At 72.6% G+C, this 25,149-nt stretch carries 18 protein-coding genes, 1 tRNA gene and 1 pseudogene; 10 read left to right on the top strand and 10 right to left on the bottom strand.

Translation table 11 applies throughout. The features are described 5' to 3' along the window. Nucleotides 1-18: 18 nt before the first annotated feature. The 6 genes from ACIRB1_RS06135 to ACIRB1_RS06110 all read left to right on the top strand — a co-directional run bounded on the left by ACIRB1_RS06135 (nt 19) and on the right by ACIRB1_RS06110 (nt 7,221). On the top strand, nt 19-741 hold the full coding sequence (locus ACIRB1_RS06135) for a peptidase M23 (protein ID WP_352177877.1): 723 nt from the start codon (nt 19-21) through the stop codon (nt 739-741). Continuing rightward, nucleotides 741-2,648, top strand: a complete 1,908-nt coding sequence (locus tag ACIRB1_RS06130; protein ID WP_403464715.1) for a VgrG-related protein — start codon at nt 741-743, stop codon at nt 2,646-2,648. The genes ACIRB1_RS06135 and ACIRB1_RS06130 overlap by 1 nt, the downstream gene beginning before the upstream one ends. An 85-nt stretch (nt 2,649-2,733) precedes the next feature. Further along, the gene (locus ACIRB1_RS06125) at nt 2,734-3,177 is read left to right on the top strand and encodes a GPW/gp25 family protein (RefSeq protein WP_352177875.1); all 444 of its coding nucleotides are present in this window, start codon (nt 2,734-2,736) and stop codon (nt 3,175-3,177) included. Between the two features lie 3 nt (nt 3,178-3,180). Beyond that, on the top strand, nt 3,181-5,139 hold the full coding sequence (locus ACIRB1_RS06120; protein ID WP_403464714.1) for a putative baseplate assembly protein: 1,959 nt from the start codon (nt 3,181-3,183) through the stop codon (nt 5,137-5,139). A 31-nt stretch (nt 5,140-5,170) separates the two neighbouring features. Further along, a complete protein-coding gene (locus ACIRB1_RS06115; RefSeq protein ID WP_403464713.1) occupies nt 5,171-5,737 on the top strand; it encodes a phage tail protein in 567 nt (188 codons plus the stop codon). Continuing rightward, entirely contained in the window at nt 5,734-7,221 is a 1,488-nt protein-coding gene (locus ACIRB1_RS06110) for an NADase-type glycan-binding domain-containing protein (RefSeq protein ID WP_403464712.1), read from the top strand. The genes ACIRB1_RS06115 and ACIRB1_RS06110 overlap by 4 nt, the downstream gene beginning before the upstream one ends. A 51-nt stretch (nt 7,222-7,272) precedes the next feature. Here the strand turns inward: ACIRB1_RS06110 and ACIRB1_RS06105 are convergent, their stop codons facing one another. Further along, nucleotides 7,273-7,743, bottom strand: a complete 471-nt coding sequence (locus ACIRB1_RS06105) for a cupin domain-containing protein (protein WP_352177871.1) — start codon at nt 7,741-7,743, stop codon at nt 7,273-7,275. A 154-nt stretch (nt 7,744-7,897) separates the two neighbouring features. On the opposite strand from ACIRB1_RS06105, the gene ACIRB1_RS06100 reads away from it, so the two are divergent. Further along, the gene (locus ACIRB1_RS06100; protein WP_403464711.1) at nt 7,898-8,530 is read left to right on the top strand and encodes a TetR/AcrR family transcriptional regulator; all 633 of its coding nucleotides are present in this window, start codon (nt 7,898-7,900) and stop codon (nt 8,528-8,530) included. Nucleotides 8,531-8,747: 217 nt separating this feature from the next. Here ACIRB1_RS06100 and ACIRB1_RS06095 read toward each other — a convergent pair whose 3' ends face one another. The 3 genes from ACIRB1_RS06095 to ACIRB1_RS06085 form a co-directional block, all read right to left on the bottom strand. Further along, a complete protein-coding gene (locus tag ACIRB1_RS06095) occupies nt 8,748-11,126 on the bottom strand; it encodes a hypothetical protein (RefSeq protein ID WP_403464710.1) in 2,379 nt (792 codons plus the stop codon). A 3-nt stretch (nt 11,127-11,129) separates the two neighbouring features. Next, nucleotides 11,130-11,202, bottom strand: a tRNA-OTHER gene (locus ACIRB1_RS06090). A 69-nt stretch (nt 11,203-11,271) separates the two neighbouring features. Beyond that, nucleotides 11,272-12,303 carry a YbhN family protein gene (locus tag ACIRB1_RS06085; RefSeq protein ID WP_403464709.1) on the bottom strand — a complete coding sequence of 344 codons (1,032 nt, stop codon included), beginning with the start codon at nt 12,301-12,303 and terminating at the stop codon, nt 11,272-11,274. A 294-nt stretch (nt 12,304-12,597) separates the two neighbouring features. On the opposite strand from ACIRB1_RS06085, the pseudogene ACIRB1_RS06080 reads away from it, so the two are divergent. Together ACIRB1_RS06080 and ACIRB1_RS06075 are read left to right on the top strand one after the other, a co-directional pair. Then, a pseudogene (locus ACIRB1_RS06080) lies at nt 12,598-14,074 on the top strand (glycoside hydrolase family 3 N-terminal domain-containing protein). A 138-nt stretch (nt 14,075-14,212) separates the two neighbouring features. Then, nucleotides 14,213-15,211 carry a BadF/BadG/BcrA/BcrD ATPase family protein gene (locus ACIRB1_RS06075; protein WP_352177863.1) on the top strand — a complete coding sequence of 333 codons (999 nt, stop codon included), beginning with the start codon at nt 14,213-14,215 and terminating at the stop codon, nt 15,209-15,211. A gap of 28 nt (nt 15,212-15,239) precedes the next feature. Here ACIRB1_RS06075 and ACIRB1_RS06070 read toward each other — a convergent pair whose 3' ends face one another. Further along, a complete protein-coding gene (locus ACIRB1_RS06070) occupies nt 15,240-16,124 on the bottom strand; it encodes a MurR/RpiR family transcriptional regulator (protein WP_352177862.1) in 885 nt (294 codons plus the stop codon). Between the two features lie 118 nt (nt 16,125-16,242). Here ACIRB1_RS06070 and ACIRB1_RS06065 point away from each other — a divergent pair, with 118 nt between their 5' ends. Then, nucleotides 16,243-17,007, top strand: coding sequence for an SIS domain-containing protein (locus ACIRB1_RS06065; protein ID WP_352177861.1), 765 nt, complete (start codon nt 16,243-16,245; stop codon nt 17,005-17,007). 197 nt (nt 17,008-17,204) lie between these two features. On the opposite strand, the gene ACIRB1_RS06060 is transcribed toward ACIRB1_RS06065, so the two are convergent. The 5 genes from ACIRB1_RS06060 to ACIRB1_RS06040 are packed head-to-tail and all read right to left on the bottom strand — an operon-like array spanning nt 17,205 to nt 25,148. Next, entirely contained in the window at nt 17,205-18,302 is a 1,098-nt protein-coding gene (locus tag ACIRB1_RS06060) for a class I SAM-dependent methyltransferase (protein WP_352177860.1), read from the bottom strand. After that, on the bottom strand, nt 18,299-19,498 hold the full coding sequence (locus tag ACIRB1_RS06055) for a glycosyltransferase (RefSeq protein WP_403464708.1): 1,200 nt from the start codon (nt 19,496-19,498) through the stop codon (nt 18,299-18,301). Before ACIRB1_RS06055 ends, ACIRB1_RS06060 begins: the two co-directional genes overlap by 4 nt. Beyond that, the gene (locus ACIRB1_RS06050) at nt 19,495-20,304 is read right to left on the bottom strand and encodes an alpha/beta fold hydrolase (protein WP_403464707.1); all 810 of its coding nucleotides are present in this window, start codon (nt 20,302-20,304) and stop codon (nt 19,495-19,497) included. Before ACIRB1_RS06050 ends, ACIRB1_RS06055 begins: the two co-directional genes overlap by 4 nt. Nucleotides 20,305-20,307: 3 nt before the next feature. Beyond that, a complete protein-coding gene (locus tag ACIRB1_RS06045) occupies nt 20,308-20,610 on the bottom strand; it encodes an acyl carrier protein (RefSeq protein ID WP_352177857.1) in 303 nt (100 codons plus the stop codon). Further along, a complete protein-coding gene (locus tag ACIRB1_RS06040) occupies nt 20,607-25,148 on the bottom strand; it encodes a beta-ketoacyl synthase N-terminal-like domain-containing protein (RefSeq protein WP_403464706.1) in 4,542 nt (1,513 codons plus the stop codon). Before ACIRB1_RS06040 ends, ACIRB1_RS06045 begins: the two co-directional genes overlap by 4 nt. Between the last annotated feature and the right edge of the window lies 1 nt (nt 25,149).

Here is a 25,149-nt window from a genome sequence, read left to right as displayed (position 1 = left end):
GCGGGGCGGAGACAGACCATGGCCAGCAACAGCAGGGGCGCGGGCAAGAGCCTTGTGCGCGCCAACCTCGCCATCCACGAGCCACCCGTGGGAGGCAGCACCACCCCGGGCGGGCTCATCAAGACCTTCGCCTTCGACTTCAACCCCGCACAGCTGTCACTCAGCCGCCGTGCCCAGTGGAAGACCACCCCGGCGCAGATCGAACGGGACGGCTCCCTGCCGGAGTTCATGGGATCGGAGCCCCGCCAGATGAGCGTGGAGATCTTCCTCGACTCCTCCGACGAACCCACCAGCAACTCGGTGCTGAAGAAGGTCGAGTCGCTCCTCGCCTGCTGCGACGTGACCACCAAGTCCATTGCCGCAAAGCAGCCTTCACCGCCGTGGGTGGTGTTCCAGTGGGGGTCCTTCTCCACCGCCCGCTTCACCGCGTACGTCTCCTCCGTCGAGGCCGCCTACTCCCTCTTCGGGACCACCGGCGTGCCGATCCGCGCCACCTGCCGGCTGCAACTGCACGAGATACCGAGCAACACCAAGGGCCAGAACCCGACTTCGGGCGCGCTCACCGCACAGCGCGTCCACCGGGTCGTGGCGGGGGACTCCCTCCAGTCGCTGGCCTGGCGGGAGTACGGCGACTCGTCCGCGTGGCGGGCGATCGCCGAGGCCAACGGCATCGACGACCCGACCCGCCTCGCGAACGGTGTCGAACTCGTGCTGCCCGCCGCCGAGGAGGTGCGTTCCTGATGGTGAAGTCCGCGTTCTCCAACATCGTCGAGGTGAAGATCGGCGGCGCCAAACTCCCCTCGGAGTACGCCCGTTCCCTCGTCGACAGCTACGTCGACCAGGGCGTCGGCGTCCCGGCCGCGTTCCGGCTCACCTTCCGCGACCCGTACCGGCAGCTCCTCGGCAAGCTCGGCATCACCTTCGGCACGAAGGTCGTCATCGCGCCGGTCGCCGACGGACAGGGCGCCTCCGATCCGCTGCTCACCGGTGAGGTCACGGGACTTGAGGCCGACTATGACGGCACCGGCACCTTCACCGTCGTCCGCGGCTACGACCTCGGGCACCGGCTGCTGCGCCAGCGCCGGGTCGCCGCCTACCGCAACCAGAGCGCGTCCGACATCGCCCGCAAACTGGCCGCCCAGGACGGCGTGCCGATCGGGAGGATCACCTCGACGCGGACGGTCTACGAGTTCATCTCCCAGTCCAACGTGTCGGACTGGGACTTCCTCGCGCGGCTCGCCGACGAGAACGAGATGGTGATGTCCGTCGACGCGGACGGCAAGTTCCAGTTCGTGGAGCCGAAGCCGTCCTCCGGCGCTCCCTCGCCCGAAACCGACGGCGACAAGAGCCCGTTCGTGCTCCAGGCCGGGCACGACATCCTGCGGCTGCGGGCCGCCGTGACCGCCGCCGACCAGGTCGGCACCGTCGAGGCGCGCGGCTGGGACGTCACCACGAAGAAGAAGCTCACCGCCTCCTCGCCCGGGGCCTCGAACCCGGCGATCGGCATCGGCACCACCCCGGGCGCGGCGGCCGGCAAGTTCAAGACGGCCAAGCTGGTCGAGACGGGCACGCCCTACGACAAGCAGACCGAGGTGAAGTTCGCCGCCGCCGCCCTCGCCGACGACGTGACGTCCTCCTTCGCCGAGCTGGAGGTCGTCGCCCGCGGAAATCCCAAGCTGCGCCCGGGAGTTCCGGTCGCCCTCGCGGACGTGGGCACACCCTTCGAGGGCAAGTACACGGCCACCTCCGTACGGCATGTCTTCGGCGACGGCAAGCACTACGAGACCTGGGTGACGGTCAGCGGACGGCAGTGGCGCTCCCTGTACGGGCTCACCTCGGGCGGTTCGGAGACCACGCCCCGGCTGCCCGGTGTCGCCAACGCCCTTGTCACGGACGTCAACGACCCGCTGAAGCAGGGGCGGGTGCGGCTCCAGTTCCCGTGGCTCGACGACACGTACGTCAGCGACTGGACGCGAACTGTCCAGTGGGGCGGGCTCGGTGGGGGCGGGATCTTCCCCATGGACGTCAACGACGAGGTGCTGGTCGCCTTCGACCGTGGGGCACTTGACCATCCGTTCGTGATCGGCGGGCTCTACAACGGCAAGGACAAGCCGACCGTCGTGGGCGATGTGCCGTTGCACGACGCCGTACGGAAGAAGGCGAGCCGGCACACCGTCTCCGACCGGGACGGCAACCGCATGGACCTGCTCAGCCAGAAGACCGGCGGCCGCAAGCAGGGGGTCCGACTGGCCTCGGGGGACAAGCGGTTGACCATCACCCTGGACCGCACCAACACCGAGATCATCGTGGACAGCAAGGGCGAGGTCACCATCAAGGGCAGCCGCTCGGTGTCCGTCGAGGCCGGTACCGATCTCACGCTCAGCGCCCGGCGCAGTCTCACCATCAAGAGCGGCGGGCCGCTGAACATCGAGGGCCGCGGCCTGGTCAACCTCAAGTCGACCACCGGAGCGGTCACGGTGGACGCGATGGGTGCCCTCAACATGAAGGCGCTCGGCAACGCGACGCTCTCCGGGATCGGCAGTGTGCAGATCAACTCCGTTGCCACCGTGGGCATTCGGGCCGCCACCGTGCCGATCATGGGCGTGGTCACCCTCAACGGCCTCGTCCCGATGGTGATTCCGGCATGACCGGCGCGACGGGCGAAGACATGAGCAGCGCGACGGGCGAAGACGTGCGTGGCTCAACGTGCGGAGAAAAGGCGGGTGTTGTCTGATGGCCGAACAATTCGTGGGCTCCGGCTGGTCGTTCCCGCTGCGCATCGGGCCGACCGGAGGCATCGCGCTGGTGAGCGGGGAGCGCGAGATCGAGGAGGCGATCCGGCTCGTGCTGTCGACGGCGCCGGGGGAGCGGCCGATGCGGCCCGACTTCGGCTGCGCGATCCACGACCTGGTGTTCGCGCCGGTCAACGAGCAGACCGCGGGCCGCATCCAGCACGAGGTGCACGTCAGCCTCGACCGCTGGGAGCCGCGCATCGAGGTCGACGACGTCGAGGTCACCGCGGGCACCGAACAGAGCGTGCTGTACATCGACGTCCGCTACTCGATCCGCGGCACCAACAACCCGCGCAGCCTCGTCTTCCCCTTCTACGTCATCCCGTCCCACGACGAGCCGGACACCTCCGGTACGCCCGGCACGGCTGCTGAAAGCGACAACTGACCGATGGCCCTGCCCTCCCCGAACCTCGACGACCGCCGCTTCCAGCAGTTCGTCGACGACGCCAAGCGCTACATCCAGCAGCGCGCCCCGGAGTGGACCGACCACAACGTCTCCGACCCCGGCGTTACCCTCGTCGAGACGGTCGCCCACATGGCCGACCAGATCGTCTACCGCCTCAACCGGGTACCGGACAAGAACCACCTGGCCTTCCTCGACCTGGTCGGCATCACGCTCTTCCCGCCGTCGGCGGCCCGCACCGACGTCACGTTCTGGCTGTCGGCGCCCCAGGAGGAGGCGGTCCATGTGCCGCTCGGCACCGAGGTCGCGACCATGCGCACGGAGGGCGAGGAGGCGGTCGTCTTCGCCACCGAGCGCGAACTCGCCGTCGTACCGAGCGCGTTGAGGCATCTGGTCGTGCAGCACCGGGGCAAGCAGCTAGTCGACCGCACCCACGACCTCGCCGAGGGCAACGACGTCATGTGCTTCGCGGAGTCGCCCGACCCCGGGGACTCGATGTTGTTCGGTCTCACCGCGGCCGTCCCGCACTGCGCGCTCGCCCTCGAACTCGACAGCCGCGTCGACGGAGTCGGCGTGGACCCGCGCCAACCGCCCCTGGTCTGGGAGGCGTGGACCGCCGACGGCTGGCAGGCGTGCGAGGTGGACCGCGACGGCACCGGCGGCCTCAACCGGCCCGGCGCGGTCGTCCTGCATGTCCCCGCCGGCCACACCCTGTCCCGCAACGGCGGCCAGGAAGCGGGCTGGCTGCGCTGCCGCGTCACCGAACCCCACTCCGACCAGCCCTTCTACACCACCTCGCCGACCGTCCGCTCCGCCAAGGCCTTCACCATCGGCGGCACCACCACCGTCGTCCACGCCGACACCGTCTACGACGAGGCCCTCGGCGAGTCCACCGGCCTCCCCGGACAGCGGCTCCGGCTCTCCCACACGCCGGTCGTCGGCGACGCCGTACCCCTGCTCCTCCAGACCGCCGAGCGCGACGGCTGGACGGACTGGCAGGTCGTCCCGAACTTCGCCGCCTCCGGCCCCGACGACCGTCACATCACCCTGGACGCCGCCACGGGCGAGCTCGCCTTCGGCCCCGCCGTCCGCGAACCCGACGGCTCCCTGCGGCAGTACGGCATGGTCGCCCCCAAGGGCGCGGTGATCCGCGCCCGCCGCTACCGCACCGGCGGCGGCCGGGCCGGCAATGTGGCACGCGGTGCGGTGCAGATCCTGCGCAGCTCCATCCCGTACGTCTCCGAGGTCGTCAACCGCGAGGCCGCGCGCGGGGGAGTGGACGGCGAGACCGTCCAGGAGGCCAAGACCCGCGCGCCGATCACCCTGCGCGCCCAGGAACGGGCCGTCACCCTCCGGGACTACGAGGAGCTGTCCCGCCGCGCGGCCCCCGAGACCGCGCGCATCACCTGCCTGGAGGGCGACGAGGAGGAGCACGGGGCGTACGCCGTACGGGTGTTGGTCGTCCCGCAGGCCGTGCCCGACCCCGGTGGACGGCTGCGCTTCGAACAACTCGTCCCCGGGGACGCCCTGTTGGACCGCATCACCCGGCATCTCGACGAACGGCGGCTGATCGGGACCCGGTTGGCGGTCGGCCCGCCGTTCTACCAGGGCGTCACCGTCGTCGCCACGGTCCACGCCTTCCGCGGTGTCGACACCGACCGGGTGCGCCGCCAGGCCCACGACGCGCTGTACCGCCACCTCGACCCGCTCGTCGGCGGATCGGACGGCAAGGGCTGGCCGTTCGGGCGGCCCGTGCAGTCCGGCGAGGTCTTCGCGGTGCTCCAGCGCGTGCCCGGCGTCGAGTTGGTCGACGAGGTCGTCCTGCACCCCGCCGACCCGCTCACCGGCAAGCGCGGCGACCCCACCGACCGGATCGACCTGGAGCGGCCGTCGCTGGTGTTCTCCTTCGACCACCGCGTCCGCGTGATCGGAGACGGCGCGTGAACACCCGCAACTCCGCCTGGGGAGGCTCACGTTGAGAGGATCGGTTGACGGGCTCGGCTCGTCCGCGCCGATCGGCGCCATGCTGCCCGCCGTGTTCGCCGACGACGACCTCGCCCAGCGGTTCGTCGCCGGGCTCGACGAGGTCGTAGCGCCGATCCTGAGCGTGCTGGACTGCCTGGACACCTACTTCCGCCCGTCGCTCGCACCGCTCGACTTCGTTCAGTGGCTGGGCAGTTGGGTCGGGGCCGAGACCGACGGGACCGAACCGGAGGCGCGGCTGCGGGCCGCCGTGGCTGCCGCCACCTACCTGCACCGCATCCGCGGCACCCGGCGCGGACTGGCCGAGGCGGTCCGGCTCGCGTTCGGGGCCGAACCGGAGATCACCGAGAGCGGCGCCGCCGACTGGAGCGCCCGTCCGCTCGGCCCGGTGCCCGGCGAACGCAGCCCCCGGCTCCACGTCCATCTGCGGCTGCCCACGCCGACCACCCTGGACACGCACCGCCTGGACGCCCTTGTGGCGGCCGCCCGCCCCGCCCATATGCCGTACACGGTGCAGGTCACCGCCGCCGTACCCGCCGAAAGGAACCCCGAGAGATGACGACCACCCAGAGCTGCGCCGAATGCGGAACCCGCGCGGAACCGGGCCAGTCGTTCTGCGACGCCTGCGGTGCCGTCCTGAGCTGGACGGACCGCGCGGGCGCCCGCACCGGGGCACCGGCCGAGCGCGGAGAGTCAGCGGGAGGCGCCCCCACCGCCGGCGGCGAGGGGACGGGAGGAGCCTTGGCCACCGGCGGCGAGCCGGGCTGGGACGCCTTCTCCCAGTCCGACGGCGCCGGCCTCCCGCGCACCAACCGGCCCCAACCACAAGGCAGTTCGACCGCCGAAGACCCCGCGGCCCGCCTCGACGCCCTGTCCCTGCGCCTGGACGCCCTGGCCGCGGGCGACACCCACGACCCGGTCGGCGCGGCCACCCGCCAGGACCCGCCGCACGGCGACGCGTCCGGGAACGGCGCCACGATCCCGCTCACGTCCGGCAGTTCCACGCCCCACCCCGCGCCCCACGCCACGACGGACCCGGCCCAGAACCCGGCCCCCGCGCCCGACCCGAGGACAGCCCCCCACATCCCCTCCACGACCGACACCGCCCCCACCGAACCGGTCCCCGCCGCCGCCCCGGAACCGGAGTCCGAGGCCGAGCGCGCCCGGCGTCTCCTCGTCCCGGTCAACGACCCGGAGCCCCGCCAGGCCCCCTCCGTCGCGCCGGTGCTGCCCGGCCGCCCGGTCGCCGCCCGCCCCCAGTCCGTGCGGGCACCCGGCGTCGATCCCGGCGCCGTCGGCGGAATCCCCTGCCCCTGGTGCGCCACGGCCAACCGGCCCGACCGGCACTACTGCACCCGCTGCGCGATGCCCATGGCCGGCGAGGAACGCGCCCCCGGCCGACTGCCCTGGTGGCGGCGGCTCCTCGCGTTCCGCACCGGTGAGATCCCGTGGGCGGGGGACCGGCCCCGGCTGCGCCGTACCTTCGACCGGATACTGACCTGGCTGGGCGCGGCGATCGTGCTGACCCTGCTGATCGTGCTCGCCGTGAACATCCCGCGGGGCGTCCAGGCGGCCAAGGACCACTTCGCCAAGCGGGCCCCGGTCTCCCCGGACCGCGTCACCGCGTCGCGTTCCTACCCGGGGCACAAGCCCGAGCTGGCGTTCGACAAGCTGAACAACACCTGGTGGGGGCCGGGGGTGACCCAGTCCGGCGAGGGCCAGTGGCTGGAGGCACGGTTCGACGAGCCGACCCGGCTGCTGGACGTGCTGATCACCCCGGGGGTCTCCACCCGCCCCGACCAGCTCGGCCAGTCGGCGCTCCCGCACCGGATCGAGGCCGACATCACCACGGCCGACGGCAAGACGACCAAGCGTCAACTGACCCTCGACCAGGGGGCGGGCGCCCAGCGCCGCGCCTTCCGGGTCGGCAAGGTCGTCGCCGTCCGCTTCACCGTCGAGTCGGCCTACGGGATCTCCGGGAAGAAGCAAGTGGCCATCGCCGAGATCGAGTTCTTCGGTCCGTCGAGCGGAGGCGGCTCCTGACGGACGGACCCCACGGGCGCGGTCCGCTCGCTTCGGTCGACTCGGTCCGGTTCAGGCGAAGTCGGTCGAGGGGACCGTGGCGTACCGGCTCATCACCTTGACCGTCGACTCGGCGTCGAGTTCCCGACCGCCCGCGATCATGTCCCGCAGATCACGGAAGTACTGCACGTACAGGTCGGGCGTGAAGGTGTTGATCATCACCGCGGGTTCGTCGCCGGGGTTGGCGAAGGTGTGCGGGGCGCCCGGCGGGATCATCGCGAGGGTGCCGGCCGGGGCGATGTGCACGGTCTCGCCGATGGTGAAGTGCACGGTGCCCGAGACGACGTAGAAGCCCTCGTCGTGCTGGGCGTGCCGGTGCTGGGGCGGGCCCTCGGTGTGCGGGGCGAGGGTGATCTCACCGATGCCCAGACGGTGGCCGGTGGTGCCGCCGTCCTCCAGGATGCGCATCGTGACAGGTCCCAGGCGGATCGTCTCGCCGTCGTCGGGACCGACCACGGATACCTCGCTCGACATCTCGTTCATCGCCGACTCCCTTGTGTTCGCGGCACGTTGTGGCTCCCCGGACCCTAGGCCCGCGACTCTCGTTATGCAAGTGAACTCTCATGACGAGAGTCCGGCATGATAAAGTCGGCGGGACGGACGGCGACGACGAACGGATACGGGGAGTGACGCACCGATGGCGACAGCACAGACGGACACGGGCCGCAGCAACCAGAAGAAGCGCACCCGTACGGCGATCGTCGAGGCGGCCCGTGGCCTGATCGGCTCGGGCAGCGAGGTGACCATGCCCGAGGTCGCCCGCGCCGCCCTGGTCTCCGAGGCCACCGCGTACCGCTACTTCCCCGACCTGCCGTCCCTGATCGGCGAGGCCCTTGCGGGCGTCTGGCCCGACCCGGTCGACGCGCTCGGCCCGGTCGCCGACTCCCGTGATCCGGTCGAACGGATCGCGTTCGCCTGCGAGTTCCTGCTCCGCGGCATACTGGCCCGGCAGGGCGGGGTGCGCGCGATGATGGCCGCGACGATCGTCCGCCCGGACACGGCGGACATGAGACCCGGCATCCGCTTCGGCCTCATCGACCACGCCCTCTCCCCCCTCGCGGCCACCCTCGGGACGACCGACCCGGACGCGCTCACCCAGCTCAAGCGGAGCCTCGCCGTGGTCATGGGCGCGGACGCCCTGTTCACCCTCACCGACCTGCTGGGCCTCTCCCCGGACGAGGCCGTAGCCAGCGCGGTCCGCACGGCGAGGACGCTGACGGAGGCGGCGGTCCGGGAGGCGGCGGAAGCGGTCTTGACGGAGGGATCTTGACGGAGGCGGGGGTGCCCTCTGTGGCGGAGGGAGCGTGATGGAGGCGGCGGTGCGGGCGGTGACGGAGGGATCTTGACGGAGGCGGGCGTGCCGGCTGCGGCGGAGGGGGCGTGACGGAGGCAGGGGTGCCCGCTGCGGCGGGGCGTGACGGAGGCGGCGGCGCGGTCGCCGGAGGAGAACCAGGGCCGACCGATGTCTCCACCTCGGCCCCTGCCTCTCAACTGCCCTTTGTTCCTACGGCAGTCGGGTCCGCCGCAAGCCAGTGGCCGTCCGTCGTCCAGCCGAGCAGCCGCCGCGCCCGGCCACGGTCCGCCGTGCCGTCGGGGTCGAACACGCCACCCTCCACGACCAGCCGCAGCCCGGCCAGCGCGGGTGCGAGACGCGCGGTCACCCGCACGGGACACCGGGCCGCCTCCGCGTCCAAGTCGGCGAGCACGGCGCGCTGTTCGGCGGGCGGGCACAGGGACAGGTGGAACACCGACTGCCGCCACGCGTAGGCCGCGTCCTTGATCGTGCCGTACGGCCTCGCGTCGTGATGCACGCGGGCCGTCAGCCGGCACACGGTGCCGAAGGCACGGCGGGCCAGCTCGGCCCAGCCCGGCTCGGGGGCGATGCCGACCCGGTGGACCAGCGTGGCCAGGTTGTGCGTGGTGAGGATCTGGGACTGCTCGATCACCTTGCCGTTGGCCGCCACCCCGGACCCGCGCGAGACCCCGGACGACCCCTCGGGGGCCGAGGACGCCGACGCCGCCCGCTCCGCGCACAGCCGCAGGAAACCCGGCGACGTCCGGGCCGCGGCGGCACCGGCCCTGGCTCTCTCCGGCCGCCCCGCCGACGCGCCGGCCTCGGCGATCGCCAGCTCACGGACCGCCGCGTAGTCGATGCCGTAGTACCGCTCGTACACCGAACCGCCGAGCAGTTCGCCCGCGATCCCGGCCGCCACGAGGAACTTGGGGCCGAACGCGTCCATGAAGATGTCCGCCGCCAGCTCCTCCACCAGGGGTGCGCCCAGCTCCGACTGCCGGGCGAGCACGCCGAGTTCGCGTACGAGCGGGTTGGGGAGGATCGTGCCCGGGAACGCCCCCACCGCCAGCTCGCCCAACTGCCGTAGCAGCAGGGCCGCTTCGGCCGTGGTGTCGCCGCGCCGCGCGGACACCGCGCGGACCCAGGGCAGTTCCTCGATCCGGACCTGCCGCTCCAGGTTGAGCAGGAGCAGCGAACGGCGGTTGCGGAACGCCCGGTAGTTCTCGGCCATCAGCGTCCGCAGCGCCTCGTCGTCGTAGCTGCGCGCGCTGGTGACGGCGACCAACTGCGGTACCAGTGAGGCCAGTACCTCCGCCGAGGGGACGACTCCGCGCTCCACGAGGGCGGACACCGGTGCGCTCAGCGCGCGCTCGACCACCCGGCGTATCGCGGGCGGGAGTTCGGCACCGGAGGGCAGGCCGGTGTCCCGCTCCTCCCGCTCGGAGACGGGGGCGAGTACGGGGGCGAGGTCCGCGATGCCCGACTCCTGGGGGAGTGCGGCGAGGCGGCCCACCACCAGCTGCGCGAGGGCGTGATGAGAGGGAAGGGCGGCCTGGGCCCGCTGGGCGCGCCGCAGTTCCGTGTGCCGTGCCGAACCCGGCAGCCCGCGTCGCCGCACCATCGACGTGACGGCGTGCCGCAGCAGCCCGAGCCGTCGCGGGTCCAACGGCCGCCCGGCGACCCTCTCCTCCAGCGCCTCGCGCAGAATCGCCAGGTTCTCCTTGGGCCTGCGGTGCTTCCCGCAGCGGGTGTGCTCCTCGGCCAGCAGTCCGTACCGGTCCAACAGAGCCTCGCCGCGCGCCAACCAGTGCGCGTCCGGAGCGAGTTCGAGCACCCGGCCGCCCTCCCCGCCCGCCGTCTCCAGCCAGTGCGCGAGCAACTCGTCCCCGAACGGCTGCCATACGGCGAGTGCCTCGCGCTGTGTCTCCACGGCCGCGTTCGGGCGCCGCCGGGCCAGCGTCGCCACGGTGGCGGAGACACTACGGCGGTGCAGCGCGTCGCCGGCGCCCGGTGCGGGCCGACCCGTCGACGGGCGGGGCAGGAACCGGAGCCGACCCGCGAACGGCGCCAACTCCGCGACCAGGTTCAGGGCGGCGGCCGTCTCCCCGTGCCGGACCAGCCAGGCCATGGTGAGCAGGGCGCCCTCCTCGGGCACGGTCACCTCGTACCGGCCGCTGTTCAACTGCCCCCACAGCCAGGTGAGTCCGGTGTCGGTGAGGCAGTGCGCGAACAGCGCACGCCGGTCCGCGGGCACACCGAACCGCTCCGCGAGCCGTGTCTCGTACGGCTGGAGCGGGCCGCCCGCGCCCGGGGCGCCCGTGGCGAAGCCGCCGTGCACCACCTCGGGGGTGACCCAGGCGGGGAACCCGGTCACGGGGGTGCGCGAACCGATCGTGAGCAGGCCGTTGGCCATCCCCGCGAGGACGGCACGCCAGCGCTTCACGCGGCCCTCCGCGCGGCGGCGGGTGTCCGCGTCCTGGTGGGTGAGCGCGGTCGTGAAGGCCTTGGCCAACTGGCCCTGGGCATAGCCGGGGGCCGCGGTGAGGTGCTGCTGGTCAGCGTTGTCGTCCATAAGCCGGCGCGGCAGGTTCTGCCCCTGCGCCCTCCGGGATGAGAGGCCCGGTGCTCCACTGCTGAGCTACACGCCGTCGAGCGGCGACGTTAGACGTGCAACGGGCCGCCGTACAAAGGGATTTCCACGGACAGGGGGATTCCGGTCACAGCACCTTCCGGTGCACCAGCGCCGACAGCATCAGCGCCCCCGGCAGCAACGGCACCCACACCGTCAGGACCCGGTAGCCGATCACGCTCGCCGTGGCCAGTTCCATGGGGGCGCCGAACGCGACCATCGTGAACACCGTCGCCGCGTCCACCGGACCGATCCCGCCGGGTGCGGGAACCGCGCCGACCGCCGTGCTGGCGGCGAGGAACGCGAGGACGACCTGCGGCCAGGTCAGCGGCATGCCGAGCGAGGCGCCGACCGAGAAGATCACCGTCGCCTGGAGCACCGGCGCGGCGGCGGCCCCGCCCCACAGGGCGAGGATGCGGCTGGGCATGGTGTGCAGCTGCCGTACGTCGGTCAGGGCGGTGCGGAAGCAGCGGAGGACCGGGCGGCGCAGGGGACGTACGACGCCCAGGAGCAGGGCGGCCGTGACGAGTCCGCCGCCCAGACCGCCGAAGGCGAGGACCAACGACCAGCCCCGGGGGACGAGTTGGCCGGAGCGCAGGATCTCGGGGAAGGAGACCAGGAACACGAGCAGCACGAGTGTCTTCGCGATCGGCCTGACCAGGGAGTACAGGGCGAGCGAGGCGGTCGCGCGGGCGAGCGGGATGCCGCGGCCCTGGAGGAAGCGCAGCGTGACGGCGTGGGCGCCGATGCTGGCCGGAAGGGCGTGGTTGGCGGCTCCGGCGGCGAACTGCGAGGCGATGAGCAGACCGGTCGGCAGCCGTTCCGGCACGGCACCCTGGCGCACCAGGGCGGCGGTGCCCCAGCCGAGGCAGGTGAAGAAGAACGCGGCCAGCAGCCACCAGGGGTCGGCGGAGGCGAGCCGGTTCGCGCCGTCGTACATGGCACGCCAGTCGACCGCAGCCCACACCGCGATCAGCAGGAGGGGCAGCAGGGTCAGCACCTTGGTGATGAGGCGCGCCGCGGAAGGGAGGCGGAAGGGGACGGGAGCAGGGGCGGGAGCGGGGCCCGCGGGGGAGGCGGGGAGCGGCCCGGGGATGTCTTCGAGCGGAAGCAGGGACACGAGGCGAAACGTTCCCCTCCGGTATGACGCCGCGGTGTCCGGAAGCGGAAGGCGCGCGGGCGGGTGGGCGACGCGGACGGCATACATGGCGTGAATGGCACGGTGGTCGTGGCGTGGGATGCGGATGGGGCGTGGGGGAACACGCACCCGCATCACCTGTCCCGGCCCCGGGCCAGTCCTCTGTGTCATCCCCGCGCCGGGCCCGCGCCACTCCCGTTCATTCCAGTTCATTGCCTGAATCAACAATCCATCGTTTTGTTGACTTGCGGCTGATCGAGCCATTTGAATTTCACTATGACCCACGCCGACCGTCCGTCCGCCGCCGCGACCGCCCTTCCCCTCGACCTCGACGAGGCGGCCCACCGCTGTCTGGTCGCCGGGTTCGACGGCACGACGACCGTCCCGCACACGCTCAAGCGGCTCATCGACCGCGGCCTCGGCGGGGTCATCCTCTTCACCCGCAATGTGCGCGACGCCGAACAGGTGCGCCGCCTCACCGACGAACTCCGCGCGCTGCGCCCGGACTTGCTCGTCGCCATCGACAACGAGGGCGGCGACACAGGCCACTTGGTGAACGCCGGTGCCCCGGAGGCCCCCGGCTGCTACGCCCTCGGCGTCGCCGACGACCCGGCCCTCACCGCCCGTTGCGCCGACGCCCTCGCCGGCCACCTCGCCACGCTCGGCATCACCGCCTCCTACGCCCCCGTCGCCGACCTCCAGCACCAGCCGCGCAACCCGATCGTGCGCACCCGCTCCTTCGGCGCCGACCCCGTCCTGGCCGGCCGCCATCTGCGCGCCTGGATCACCGCCACCGACGCCCGGCATCGCCTCCTGCGCCAAGCACTTCCCCGGCCACGGCGGCACCGTCACCGACAGCCACCACGGCATCGCGGTCGACCCGCGGCCCTACGACCGACTCCTCGTCGATCTCGCCCCGTTCCGCGCCGCCATCGACGCGGGCGTACCGATGCTGATGAGCGCCCACGTCGTCTTCCCCGCCCTCGACGCCAACCGCCCCGCCACCCTGAGCCGCCGCATCCTCGGCGATCTGCTCCGCCTCGAACTCGGCTTCGACGGCGTCCTGGTGAGCGACGCCCTGGAGATGAAGGCGATCGCCGACGCCTACGGCGAGGCAGCCGGAGCCCGGATCGCCCTCGCCGCCGGAGCGGACCAAGTCATCGTCGCCGTACCGGACTTGGCGGTCACCCTGGCCTGCCGTGACGCCGTCCTGGACGCACTGCACTCCCGCGCGCTGCCCGAGGAGCGGGTCCATGAGGCGGCCGGTCGCGTACGACGCCTCGCCGAGCGGTACGCCACACCGCGCCGCACGGTCGCCCCCTGGGACACGGACGCCGGCCTCGAAGCGGCCCGCCGCGCCGTCCGCACCCGGACCCTGCCCGCGCCGGTGCGCGGCGCCCACCTCGTCGACCTGTTCCCGGCCCCGCACCCCGCCCTCGACCGGGGCGGCGAGGACCTCCTCACCGAACTCCGCGCACTCGACACCACGGCCACGGGCACGGCACTCACCACGGAGCCGGCGGACTGCGCTGCCCTCGTCGACGGGATCGTACGGACGGGCGCACCGCTGGTCGTCGCCACCGCCGACGCCGGACTGCACCCCTGGCAGGCCCGGCTGCGCGACACACTGGCGGCCCGGCGGCCCGATGCCGTACTGGTCGACACCGGACTGCCGGAGGGCGGCGCCCTCTGCTCCTACGGGCGGGGGAAGGCCAACCTGCGCGCCGCCGCGGAGGTGTTGGCGGGCGTGTGACCGCCGAGCGCGGGACGGCCGAGGCCTTCCGTCACTCCAGCCGCACGACGTCCTCGATGCCCCGCCGCCGCCAACTGCCCTGCCCCTCGGGCCGCCTGCGCTTGTTCACGGCGAATGTGTCAACCACCATGGTCAGCGATGAGCAATGATGTGAGCCAGGAATGGGTGATCGGCCTCGACGCCGGAGGCACACGCACCCGTGCCGTACTCGCCGCCGCCGAGGACGGGCGTCACCTCGGCGAGGGAGCGGCCGGTCCCGGCAACGCCCTGACCGTGCCGGTCCCGCTCCTCACCGACCATCTCGCCGAGGCGATCGGCCAGGCCGTCCCGGAGGCGCTGCGCGCCCGGGTGGTCGCGGTGTCCGGCGGCTTCGCGGGCGCCACGGCAGCCTCCACCGAGGAGCCGGGACACGTCAACGCCCGCGCCGCCCTCACGGCCGCGCTGGGCCGCCTCGGCATCCCCGCCGACCGGCTCCGCGTCTGTAGCGACATCGAGGCGGCCTTCGCCTCCGCCCCCGGCACCCCGGCCGACGGCCTCGCCCTGGTCGCCGGCACCGGCGCGGTCGCTCTGCGCATCACCGGCCGCACCACCACGACCAGCGTCGACGGCGACGGCTGGCTCCTCGGCGACGACGGCAGCGGCTTCTGGATCGGCCGGAGCGCGGTCCGCGCGGCCCTCCGCATGGCGGACGGACGCGGCCCTACGACCGTGCTGGCCGACTCCGTCGGACAGGCGCTCGGGGTACCGGCCGAGGAACTGCCCGGTGACGGCGCCTGGTCCCGCGCCCACCGCGAGGCCTACCGGATGCGCGTCCTCCCCGCCGTGATGGCCGAACTCCCCATCCGGCTGGCCCGGTTCGCCCCCCTGGTCGTCGAGGCGGCCGGGAAGAGGGACACCGTGGCGGAAGGCATCCTCGACGATGCGGCGGCCCAACTGCTGGACACCGTGCGGGCGTTGGAGCCGAAACCCGGTGAGCGCATCGTCGCCACCGGCGGACTGCTCGGCCCCGAGGGTCCGTTGACCGCATCCCTCACCGCCCGCCTCCACACCCTCGGCCTCACCCTCGACTGGGTACCGGACGGCTGCCGGGGCGCGGTCGCCCTCGCCCGCCTCGCCCACGACGGTCACCCCCGATGACCGACCCCACCCCCTCCACCGCCTGGGATCACCGGCCCCGGCGGGACTTCGCCGTGTGTTCCCCCGCGATGTGGTCGGTCAGGGCGAGCGAGGCGCTCGCGCGCTGGTAGGAGAGCTGCGCGATACGGACGTAGAGACAGTCGATGAGGACCAGGACGGAGTGGCGGGCGCCGATGATGCCGGTGGGGAAACTCGTCGCGGAGGACGAGGAGATGAGCCGGATGTCGGCGGCGCGGGCGAGCGGGGAGCGCGGGTCGGAGGTGAGGGCGATGGTGGTGGCGCCGCGCTCCTTGGCCAGCTCGAAGGGTTCGATGGTCTCGCGCGTCGAACCGGACTGGGAGATGCCGATCGCGACGTCCGCCGGGGTGAGCAGGGCGGCGGAGGTGGCCGCCGCGTGGACCTCGGTCCAGCCGCGCACCGCGCAGCCGATGCGGAACAGCCGGGTCTCGGTCTCCTGGGCGATCGCGCCGCTGCCGCCGATGCCGTAGACGTCGATCCGTCGGGCGCGGGCGGCGGCGGTGGCCGCGCGCTCCACCGCGTCGAGGTCGATCCGCTCGATCGTCTGCTGGACCGCTCTGAGGTCCGCGTTGCCCACGACCTGCACGACCCGTTCGAGATCGTCGTCGGGGGAGATGTCCGGACCGATCTCGGCGGTGCCCCAGTCGGAGACCTCGCCGCGACCGCGCTCCTGGGCCAGCTCGATCAGCAGATGCTGGTACGAGTCGAGACCGACCGCCCGGCAGAACCGGGTCACCGTCGCCTGCGACGTGCCGGTACGGCGGCCGAGTTCGGCGGCCGAGCAGTGGGTGACGGCAGCGGGATCCTCCAGGATCAGCTCGCCGACCTTCCGCAGCGAGCCGGCCAGCCGGGGCAGCTCGGTGCGGATGAGGGTGGTGACGTCCGTCGGAGGCATGGGGAGAAGGTATCAGCCACCCCACAGGCCATCGATTGAATACCAGGACCGCATGTGATTTATTGATTCCATGATCTAAAAGGAACAGGTGGTTTGATCCACCGGTGAGGAGCATCGCGTGTCCGCCGAGTCCGTGAGCGCCGAGACCTTCGCGCGCGAGAGCCTGGCCGTCCTCCAGCACATCACCGAGTCCAGCCGCGACTCCGTGTCCCGCGCCGCCGAACTGATCGCCGACTGCGTCCGCACCGACGGCGTCGTCCAGGCCTTCGGCACCGGCCACTCCCAGGCCATGGTCCTCGAACTCGCGGGCCGGGCAGGGGGCCTGGTGCCCACCAACCGCCTCAGCATCGCCGACCTCGTCCTCTACGGCGGCGACGCCCCGAGCGTCCTCGACGACCCGCTGCTGGAGCGCCGGGCCGGGATCGCCGACCGTCTCTACGACCTCGCCGCGCCCCGCCCCGAGGATCTCTTCGTGATCATCTCCAACTCCGGTGTGAACAAGGTGATCGTGGAGATGGCGCTACGGGTGAAGGAGCGCGGCCACCGGCTGCTGGCCATCACCTCGCTCGCCCACAGCAGCGCCGTCCCCGCCGGTCACCCGAGCGGCAGGAAGCTCGCCGACCTCGCCGACGTCGTCCTCGACAACGCGGCCCCGCGCGGCGACGCACTCCTCGAACTCCCCACGGGGGGTGCCGTCTGCGCCCTGTCCACGCTCACCGGCGCGATGCTCGTCCAGCTGTCGGTCGCGGAGGCGGCGGCACGGTTGATCGCCTCGGGGGAGCGACCGCCCGTGTACGTCTCGGCCAATGTGCCCGGCGGCTTCGAGGGCAACCTGGAGCTGGAGAAGCGGTACGAGGGGCGCATCCGCCGTACCGCGAGCTGAGTCTGAATCCCGTGGACGAGCGGCCGGAGCCCCCGGAACCGGGCCGCGGCCGCTCGCCGTCGCCACGACCCCCGTCACGCTCGCCGTCGACGAGCGGAAGTCAGACGGGAATTGATGGAATCACCACATGATGCTAGACGCGGTGAATGCATCATTCAATGGGGGACAGCCGGTACTCGGGCGACGCGCGGCCGGGCTCAGTCCCGTCGGGCCACCAGCCGGTAGGCGTTCGACACCTTCAGCCGGTGCGACAGCGGCTTCACGACGAACCGGTCCAGGATCGTTCCGAGGAGCAGCGCCGGGATGCCCGCGATCAGCACCGCCGCGCGGCCCGCACGGGCCGGCCCGGTCGGCGGCTTCGGCAGCCACGGGAGGTTGTCGCGGGGCGCGGCCGTGTCCAGGGCCAGCCAGGCGCCGGCCAGGAGGTCGACCGGGTCGTGGGGTTCCGCGTGCTGTTCGGCCACGACCGTGAAGCCCAGGTCGGTGAGGCGGCGGCGCAGGTTCTCGACCGGGATGAAGTGCAGGTGCTGCGGCTGGAGCCACGGCAGCCACCAGCGGCCCAGCAGCCGGGAGTAGCGGCTGTCGGGGTCCGGGACCTCGATCAGGAGATGGCCGCCGGGCCGCACGACCTGGTGGGCGGCGGCCAGTTCGCGCTCGGGCTCGGTGCTGTGCTCCAGGTAGTGGAACATGCTGACGACGTCGTAGTGGCCCGCGAGATCCGGGGCCAGCTCGGGGAAGCCGCCCCGGTATCCGCGCTCCACCCGCCCTGCCCGCTCGGCGAGTTCGGCGCCGTCCGTGAAGTCGAGGCCGTCGAAGGCGGTGTCGGGGTAGACCGTGCGGGCCGACTCGCAGAAGTGGCCGTGGCCCGTTCCGACGTCCAGCCAGTTCTTGGGAGTGGGCGAGTGCGCGAGCAGTGACCGCGCGCGCTGCTCGTACATCTTGGTACGGGCCGCGAACGTGTTGCCCAACTGCTTCTCGCCCAGGCCGTCGTAGAAGTCCCGGTAGTAGAACTCCAGCCCGGCCGGGCTCAGTCGGGGGTTCTGGAAGGTGTGCCGGCAGTCCTCGCACCGGTCCAGCTCGAACGTGCCCGGCTTGTGCTGGATCAGGTCCTTCGTGCGCAGCCTGGTCCTGAGCCGTGACGAGTCGCACCAGGGGCACGTCTCGCGCCGGGGCTCGAAGAACCGGTCCAACCCCTCGGCCAGGTCGGCCTGGTAGACGGGGCGCAGGGCGGCGATCTGCTCGGCGCGGCTCGGGGGCGCGGTCTGCGGCTCGTCGCTCACGGGCTCGTTGCTCACTGGTCCTCCTTGAGGGACGCGCCGGCCGCCAGCCGCTCCAGCTGGTCCGCCGCCGTGCGGGTGCCGCCGGCCGCGCGGAACGCCGTACGGACGCGCTCGGCGGCGGCGCGGTACGCGGGTTCGTGGAGTACGGCGTCCAGGGCCGCGCCGAGTCGGGTGGCCGTCACGCGGCCGAAGCGGACCCTGACTCCCGCACCGGCGCCGGTGACCTGGGCGGCCACGACGGGCTGGTCGTCGCGGATCGGGGCGACGACGAGGGGGACGCCGTGCCAGAGGGCCTCGCAGACCGTGTTGTGCCCGGCGTGGCAGACGACCGCGTCGACCCGTTCGAGCAGCGGGAGTTGGGGGACGGACGGGAGGATCAGCAGGTCCTTGTCCTGTCCCTCGGGTGTGCCCAGGGTTCGGCCCGGATCGGCGATCACCGCCTGGACGCGGTCGGTTCGGGCCCGTAGCGCCGTCACGCACTCGGTGAGGAAGCGCGCTCCCACGTCCGTGTTGGCGGTGCCGAGGCTCACCAGGACCGTGGCGCGCGACGGGTCCAGCCAGTCCCAGGGGAAGTCCGGTGTGGCCGGACGCGCGGCGATCGACGGGCCGACCCAGCGGATGGGGTCGCCCGACCGGGCTTCGGGGCCCGCGAGTTCGGGGGTGCTGAACGCCAGCACCAGATGCGGGGAGAAACGCGGGTCCGCGCTGCCCGAGGGGTCGCCGATGCCGGCCCGCAGTTCGCCGAGCACCCCGTCGAGCCACTCGGTGACCTTGGGCATGCCCGCCAGCGGGTCGGTGAACTCGGCCGTCGTGGTCGCCGAGGTCGCCCACGGCACCCCCAGCCGCTCGGCCACCAGCCCACCGGCCAGGGCCTGTTGATCGGCGACGACCACGTCGGGCCGGAACTCCGTCATGGCCGCCTCGACACCCGGCGCCATCTCCACGGCCAGCGGCGCCAGGAAGCGTTCCCACAGGAACTTCAGCGCCTCCGGGCCACGGATGTCCGCCGGGCGCGCGCCGCCCCAGTCGCCCGGCACAGGACCGGCGCACCTGAACACGGTCGCGGTCTCGTCCGCGAGCCGTCGCACGAGCGCGGGATCGGCGCACGCCCATGCCAACTCGTGGCCGCGCGCGCTCAGTTCGGCGGCCACGGCGGCGGCCGGGTTGATGTGGCCCACCAAGGGCGGGACGACGAACAGGAACCGGCTCACCGGACCGCCGCCGCGGGGGCGCTCGCCTGGATCAGGGAGAGTATGTGCCCGCCGACGGTGCCCGCCGCCTCGACCAGCACGGAGTGCTCATGGCCGGGGACGACGACGGTCCGGCAGTCCGTCAGCGTGGACTCCAGCCACGGTGCGAGCAGGGCGAGGTCCGAGTCGCCGCCGTAGACGCCGAGCACCGGGCAGCACACCGCGCGGATCTGATCCTCCGTCAACACCGCGCTGGCCGGGATGTCCTGGGAGAGGGAGGTCTCGCGGGCCAGACGGGCGGCGCCCTTCGCGAGGCGGGCGGTGTTGTGGCCGCGGTTCGCGCTGATCCAGGCGAGGGCGTCGTCCTCGTTGTGCGCCAGCTCGTGCAGCACACGGTCCAGGATGCCGCCGAGCTTCGGCGCCCAGGCCGTGGTCGCCGGTTCCGACTCGATGAGCGAGACACTGGCGGCCCGCTCCGGATGGCGGGCCGCGTACCCGAACGCGACCGTCCCGCCGTAGGAGTTGCCGACCAGATGGACCGGTCCCGTCACCTCCAGGCGGTCGAGCAGCGCCTCCAGGTCGTCGATGTTGTCGTCGAGGGTGTAGCCCGTCGCCGGGCGCCCGCTGCGGCCGTGACCGCGCAGGTCGTACATGACGACGTCGATGCCGGCCAGCGCGAACGGCGGCGCGATCGTGAAGTAGTAGCTGGCCAGGCTGTCGGTGAGCAGACCGTGCACGAGCACCGCGGTGGCGGTGACCGGACGGCCGTCGGGCGGGCTCATCCGCTGTACGTGCAGCCGGAGTTGACCGGTGTCGACCATCGCCATGTCTCAGCCCGCCTCGGCTGCCTTGAGGCTCTGCGTGACGTACTCCACGAGCCGGCCGACGGTGAGTTCGATGATCTCGTCGAACTCCATCCCGGCCAGGAACTCGGCGAAGTTGACCTTCGTGCCGTAGTGCTCCTGGAGCAGTCCGGCCAGGGTCACCAGGTCGATGCTCTCCAGTTCCAGATCGCGGTTGAAGGTCGTCGTCATGGTGATCTCGACGTCGTCGACGCCGTACTCGTCCTCCAGGAGCGTGGTGAGCATGCCGGTGAGATCGGCGAGGACGGTGTCCTCGGTGGTGGGGGTCATCGGTCGTACTCCTCCTCGTGCGCGGGTCCCGTCGTCCAGGCCACGACGTAGGTCCTGTCCGGCAGATTGGGGGGATTGCCGGCCGCCTCGTAGTGCACGGTGTAGGCGCGTTCCAGCCGCCCCGACACCAACAGCCGTGACCCGGAGGCCACTTGGAAGACGGCGAAGTCACGCGGACGGCCCCGGAAGCCGGTGCCCTCCGCCTTGGCCACCGCTTCCTTCGCCGCCCAGAAACGGGCGAACCACAGCGCCTCCGACTCGCCGGTGGCCGCCGACTGGGTCCGCAGCAGGGCGAGTTCCTCCTCGCCGAGAGCGGTGGTGAGGGTGGCCGGAGGCCGGTCCACGACCTCCTCGATGTCGATCCCGGGGCCGGGACCCGGCACATGCGGCCGTACGATCGCGACCGCCGCCTCGGCGCGGTGGGCGAGCGAGACATCCAGCGGGGGCAGGGTCCTGCCGTGCAGACCGGTGACGTACGGACGGCCCGACTCGTCGTTGTGGACCCGGATCTCCGCCGGATAGACCGGTCCGGCGCCCTGGCCCCACAGCCACTGCCGCACCGCGTCCTTCACCGCGATCCGGCCCAGCAGCCACTGCCTGCGCCCCCGCGGCGGATGCTCCGCGTACTGCGAACGCTCCACACTGCTCAGGGAGTTGCGCATGATGAGGTCGCGGGAGGCGAGGTCGGGCCAGCGCTCGTTGAGCAGGGTCCGGCCGCCGGGGCGGGCCTCGGACAGGGTGTTGCGCTCGGGGAAGCGCTCTACCGGCCTGGTCTGCGGGTCGTTGTCGAAGCGCCGGTCCTGCCAGCCGGTCAGCTCCGCCCACACCACACCGTCGACCGTGAGCTGTACGTCGGCTTCGAGCACGGTGTCGGTGAGCGAGGTAATCCGCACCAGGCACTCCACCTCCGTGCCGGGGCGCGGGTGGGGGCCGTGGAAGCGCATCTCGCGCATGCCGACCGGGAAGACGACGGTGCGTTCCGTGCGGGTCGCCATGATCCAATAGCCCAGGATCTGGCCCACGTTGTCGAGCAGGGCGCCGGGTGCGGGCGGTGTGGTGATGACACCGCGTACATGGCGGTCGCCGATCGCGGTGAGTTCGGTGACGCCCTGGAACGCCGGGCCGTGGAACATCCAGCGTTCGTCGTAGAGATGGGCCGCCGTGTGGTCGGGGACGCGCTCGGTGGTCGGGTCCGGGCGGGGGCGCGATGCGGGTGACGGGGCGTGGGCGGGGGCCAGTTCGACCACACCGCGGGCATGCGGGCCGAAGGAGACGGCCAGGCGGTCTGGTCTTTCCGCGACCACCCGTACCGGTACGTCGATCGAGGGTGTCGCCGTCAGCCACCGGTCGAACCGCGCGTCGTGCACGGCGACCGCCCGCATCCCCGGGGCGGCCCGCTCCGCCAGCTCGATGATGTGCTGCACGATCGTGGTCGCGGGCATCACAGGCCAACGGTCCGCCACATCCGGCCAGTTGGGGCGCTGCGGGAAGAAGCAGTGATCCATCAGGTACGGCATGGACTCGGGGGAGACATGGACCGTGGTCTGCCACTCCCGTGGGGCAGCGGGAGGCGCGGCCGTAACGCGTGGTGCGGGGACGGTCGTCGCGGCACGGCGGACGCCCGCGCCGATGAGTTGGGCGGCCGTGTCGGCGGTGTCGCGCATGAGGGCGTGCAGTTCGGCGGCGGCCGGGAAGCGGTCGGTGAGGGCGTCCAGGGGCGAAAGGGCAGCAGTAGTAGGGGAGTTGGCGGAGGCCGGTGTGCGTAGTTCGGCCCGCAGTCTCACCAGGGTCGGGGCGTCGAGGGAGACGAGGGCGCCGTCCATGTCGAGCCGGATCGGGGCCCGTTCCCGTCGTGGCGCGGTCTTCTGGGGAGCCAGCGTCACGGGGTCCGTCGTGCCGCCCGCCGACCACAACGCCGCCGCCACGCGCCGGAGTTGGGCCAGGCCGGAGCGGTGGGGCGAGTTGGCGGCCACCACCAGGTGATCGCGACCGCTGAGGGTGGCGTCGATGAGGGAGCCGAGCTGTCCCGTGCCGACCTGGACGAAGGCGCGGTGACCGGCCGCGTACATGGCCTCGACGAGCTGACGGAAGCGCACGGGTTCCAGGAGGTGGCGGATGAAGAGCGCGCGTACCGCCTTCTCGTCGGAGGGATACGGCGAGGCGGTGGTCCCGGACCAGAGGGGGACCGTCGGCGGATGGAGGCGGAAACGGTTCGTGGCCTCTTCGATCGGCGCGAGATAGGGCTTCAGCATCGGTGTGTGGAACCCGGATCGGAACGGCAGCACCTGGCTCAGGACACCCTGCGCACGGAAGGACCGTACGAACGCGTCCACCGCTCGGTCCGGTCCGCACACCATCGACTGGCCCGGCGCGTTGTCGTGCGAGAGGACGATCCCGGCGTCCGGCCAGTCGGCGGCGAGGGCCGACAGCACGCGCTCGGCCGGTGCCCCGATCGCCCCGAAGGCCAGGCCGGGGACCGTCACGGAGTCGGGGTCGAACGCCTCCATGAAGGCACTGACCTCGTCCGGCGCGTACACCCCCGCCGCCGTCATCGCCGTCCACTCACCGACGCTGTGTCCGGCGACCGCGTCCGGCACTACACCCATCCCGCGCAGCGCGGCGTCCAACAACCGCCCGACGCCCACGACATCGAAGCCGTGACGGCCGACATCCCCCACCTGTACGGGAGTTGCCGACCGGGTCTCGCGCAGGCCGAAGTGGGCGGCCACGTCCTCGACCCGGGGCGTGAAGTCGCCCTCCAGTCCCGGGAAGACGAACGCCAGCTTGCCCGCCCCGGGTCCGATGAGCGGGCTCGGCGTGAACCACACATCGCTACGGCCCTGCCAGGCACGCCCCTTGGCGACCGCCCGGCGGGCCAGCGCGAGGCGCTTGGCATCGGGGGCGACGATGCCGAGCCGCGAACGGCCCGAGGCGGCAGGGGAGGCGGGCGCGGAGAGGAGGGTGGAGTCGTCCGCGTCCAGCAGTGCGGCGAGAGCCTCGGGGGAGTCCGCGGCGAGTGTCAGCACGCGCTCCGGTTCGTCCACGGAGGCCATGCGGGCACGGACACTTCGGCGTTCCGGCCCGTCGGCGGGCGCCGCCCACGAACGCGACGCGCGTGCCCCCGGCGCCTCCTCCAGCACCACATGCGCGTTGATGCCGCCGAATCCGAACGCGTTGACCGCGGCCCGGCGCACCGGGTGTTCGGGGGTCGTTTCCCAGGGGGCCGCCTGTTCCAGCGGGCGGAACCGGGTGGCCGCGAGTGCCGGGTGCGGGTCGTCGCAGTGCAGGGTCGGCAGCAGCATGCCGTGGTGGACGGCGAGGGCGGCCTTGACCAGACCGGCGACTCCGGCGGCCGGCATCGTGTGGCCGATCATCGACTTCACCGAGCCGATGACCGCACGGCCGTCAGAGGTGCCCGTGTCCCCGAACACCTCGGCCAGCGTGGCGAGTTCGGCCGCGTCACCGGCGGGCGTCGCCGTGCCGTGCGCCTCAAGGAGGCCGATGGAACCGGGCAGTGCGGGGTCGAGCCCCGCCGCCCGCCAGGCCTGCCGTACGGCGTGGGTCTGGCCGGTCGAGTCGGGGTTGACGAGACTCGCCGCGCGGCCGTCGCTGGACACCCCGGTGCCGCGGATGACGGCGTAGATCCGGTCGCCGTCGCGTTCGGCGTCGGTGAGGCGCTTGAGGACGACGACTCCCGTGCCCTCACCGATCAGGATGCCGTCGGCGTCGCGATGGAAAGGGCGGATGCGCTGGCTCGGGGAGAGCGCGCGCAGTTGGGAGAAGACGCTCCACAGCGTGATGTCGTGGCAGTGGTGTACACCGCCCGCGAGCATCACGTCACAGCGCCCGGCGGCCAGTTCGGTGACCGCCTGGTCCACGGCGATCAGCGAGGAGGCGCAGGCCGCGTCCACCGTGTAGGCCGGGCCGCGCAGGTCGAGGCGGTTGGCGACGCGGGACGCCGCGAGGTTGGGGACCAGGCCGATGACCGACTCGGGGCTGTCGGGGCCGAGCCGTTCGGTGAACGCCGTGCGGATACGGTCGAGTTGGCCGGGGTCCAGGTCGGGCAGCAACTCGCCCAGGGTGTGCACGAGCTGGCCCGCCGTCCGGACCCGCTGGTCGAGGCGGACCAGGCCGGGGGTGAGATAGCCGCCCCGGCCGAGCACGACACCGACGCGCCGCCGGTCGGGCAGGCGGGACTCGCCGCCCGCGTCGGCGAGGGCGGCGGCGGCCACATGGAGCGCGATGAGCTGGTCGGGCTCGGTGCCGGGCACCGAGTTCGGCATGATGCCGAACCGGGTGACCTCGACCTCGGCCAGACCGTCCACGAACCCCCCGCGCCGGCAGTACACCTGGTCGGCGACGGCCGGACCGCTCGCGGAGTCCGGGCGGTAGTAGTCCGCGTCCCAACGCCCGTCCGGCACCTCGCTGATGGCGTCCGTGCCGCCCAGCAGGTTCCGCCAGTACGCGTCGAGGTCGGCGGCGCCCGGCAGCAGCACCGACATGCCCACGATGGCGACCGGCACTTGACGGTCCGTCATG

The organism is Streptomyces sp. NPDC096013, from assembly GCF_044763565.1.
Lineage (GTDB): Bacteria > Actinomycetota > Actinomycetes > Streptomycetales > Streptomycetaceae > Streptomyces.
This window is presented reverse-complemented; position numbering and strand designations above follow the sequence as displayed.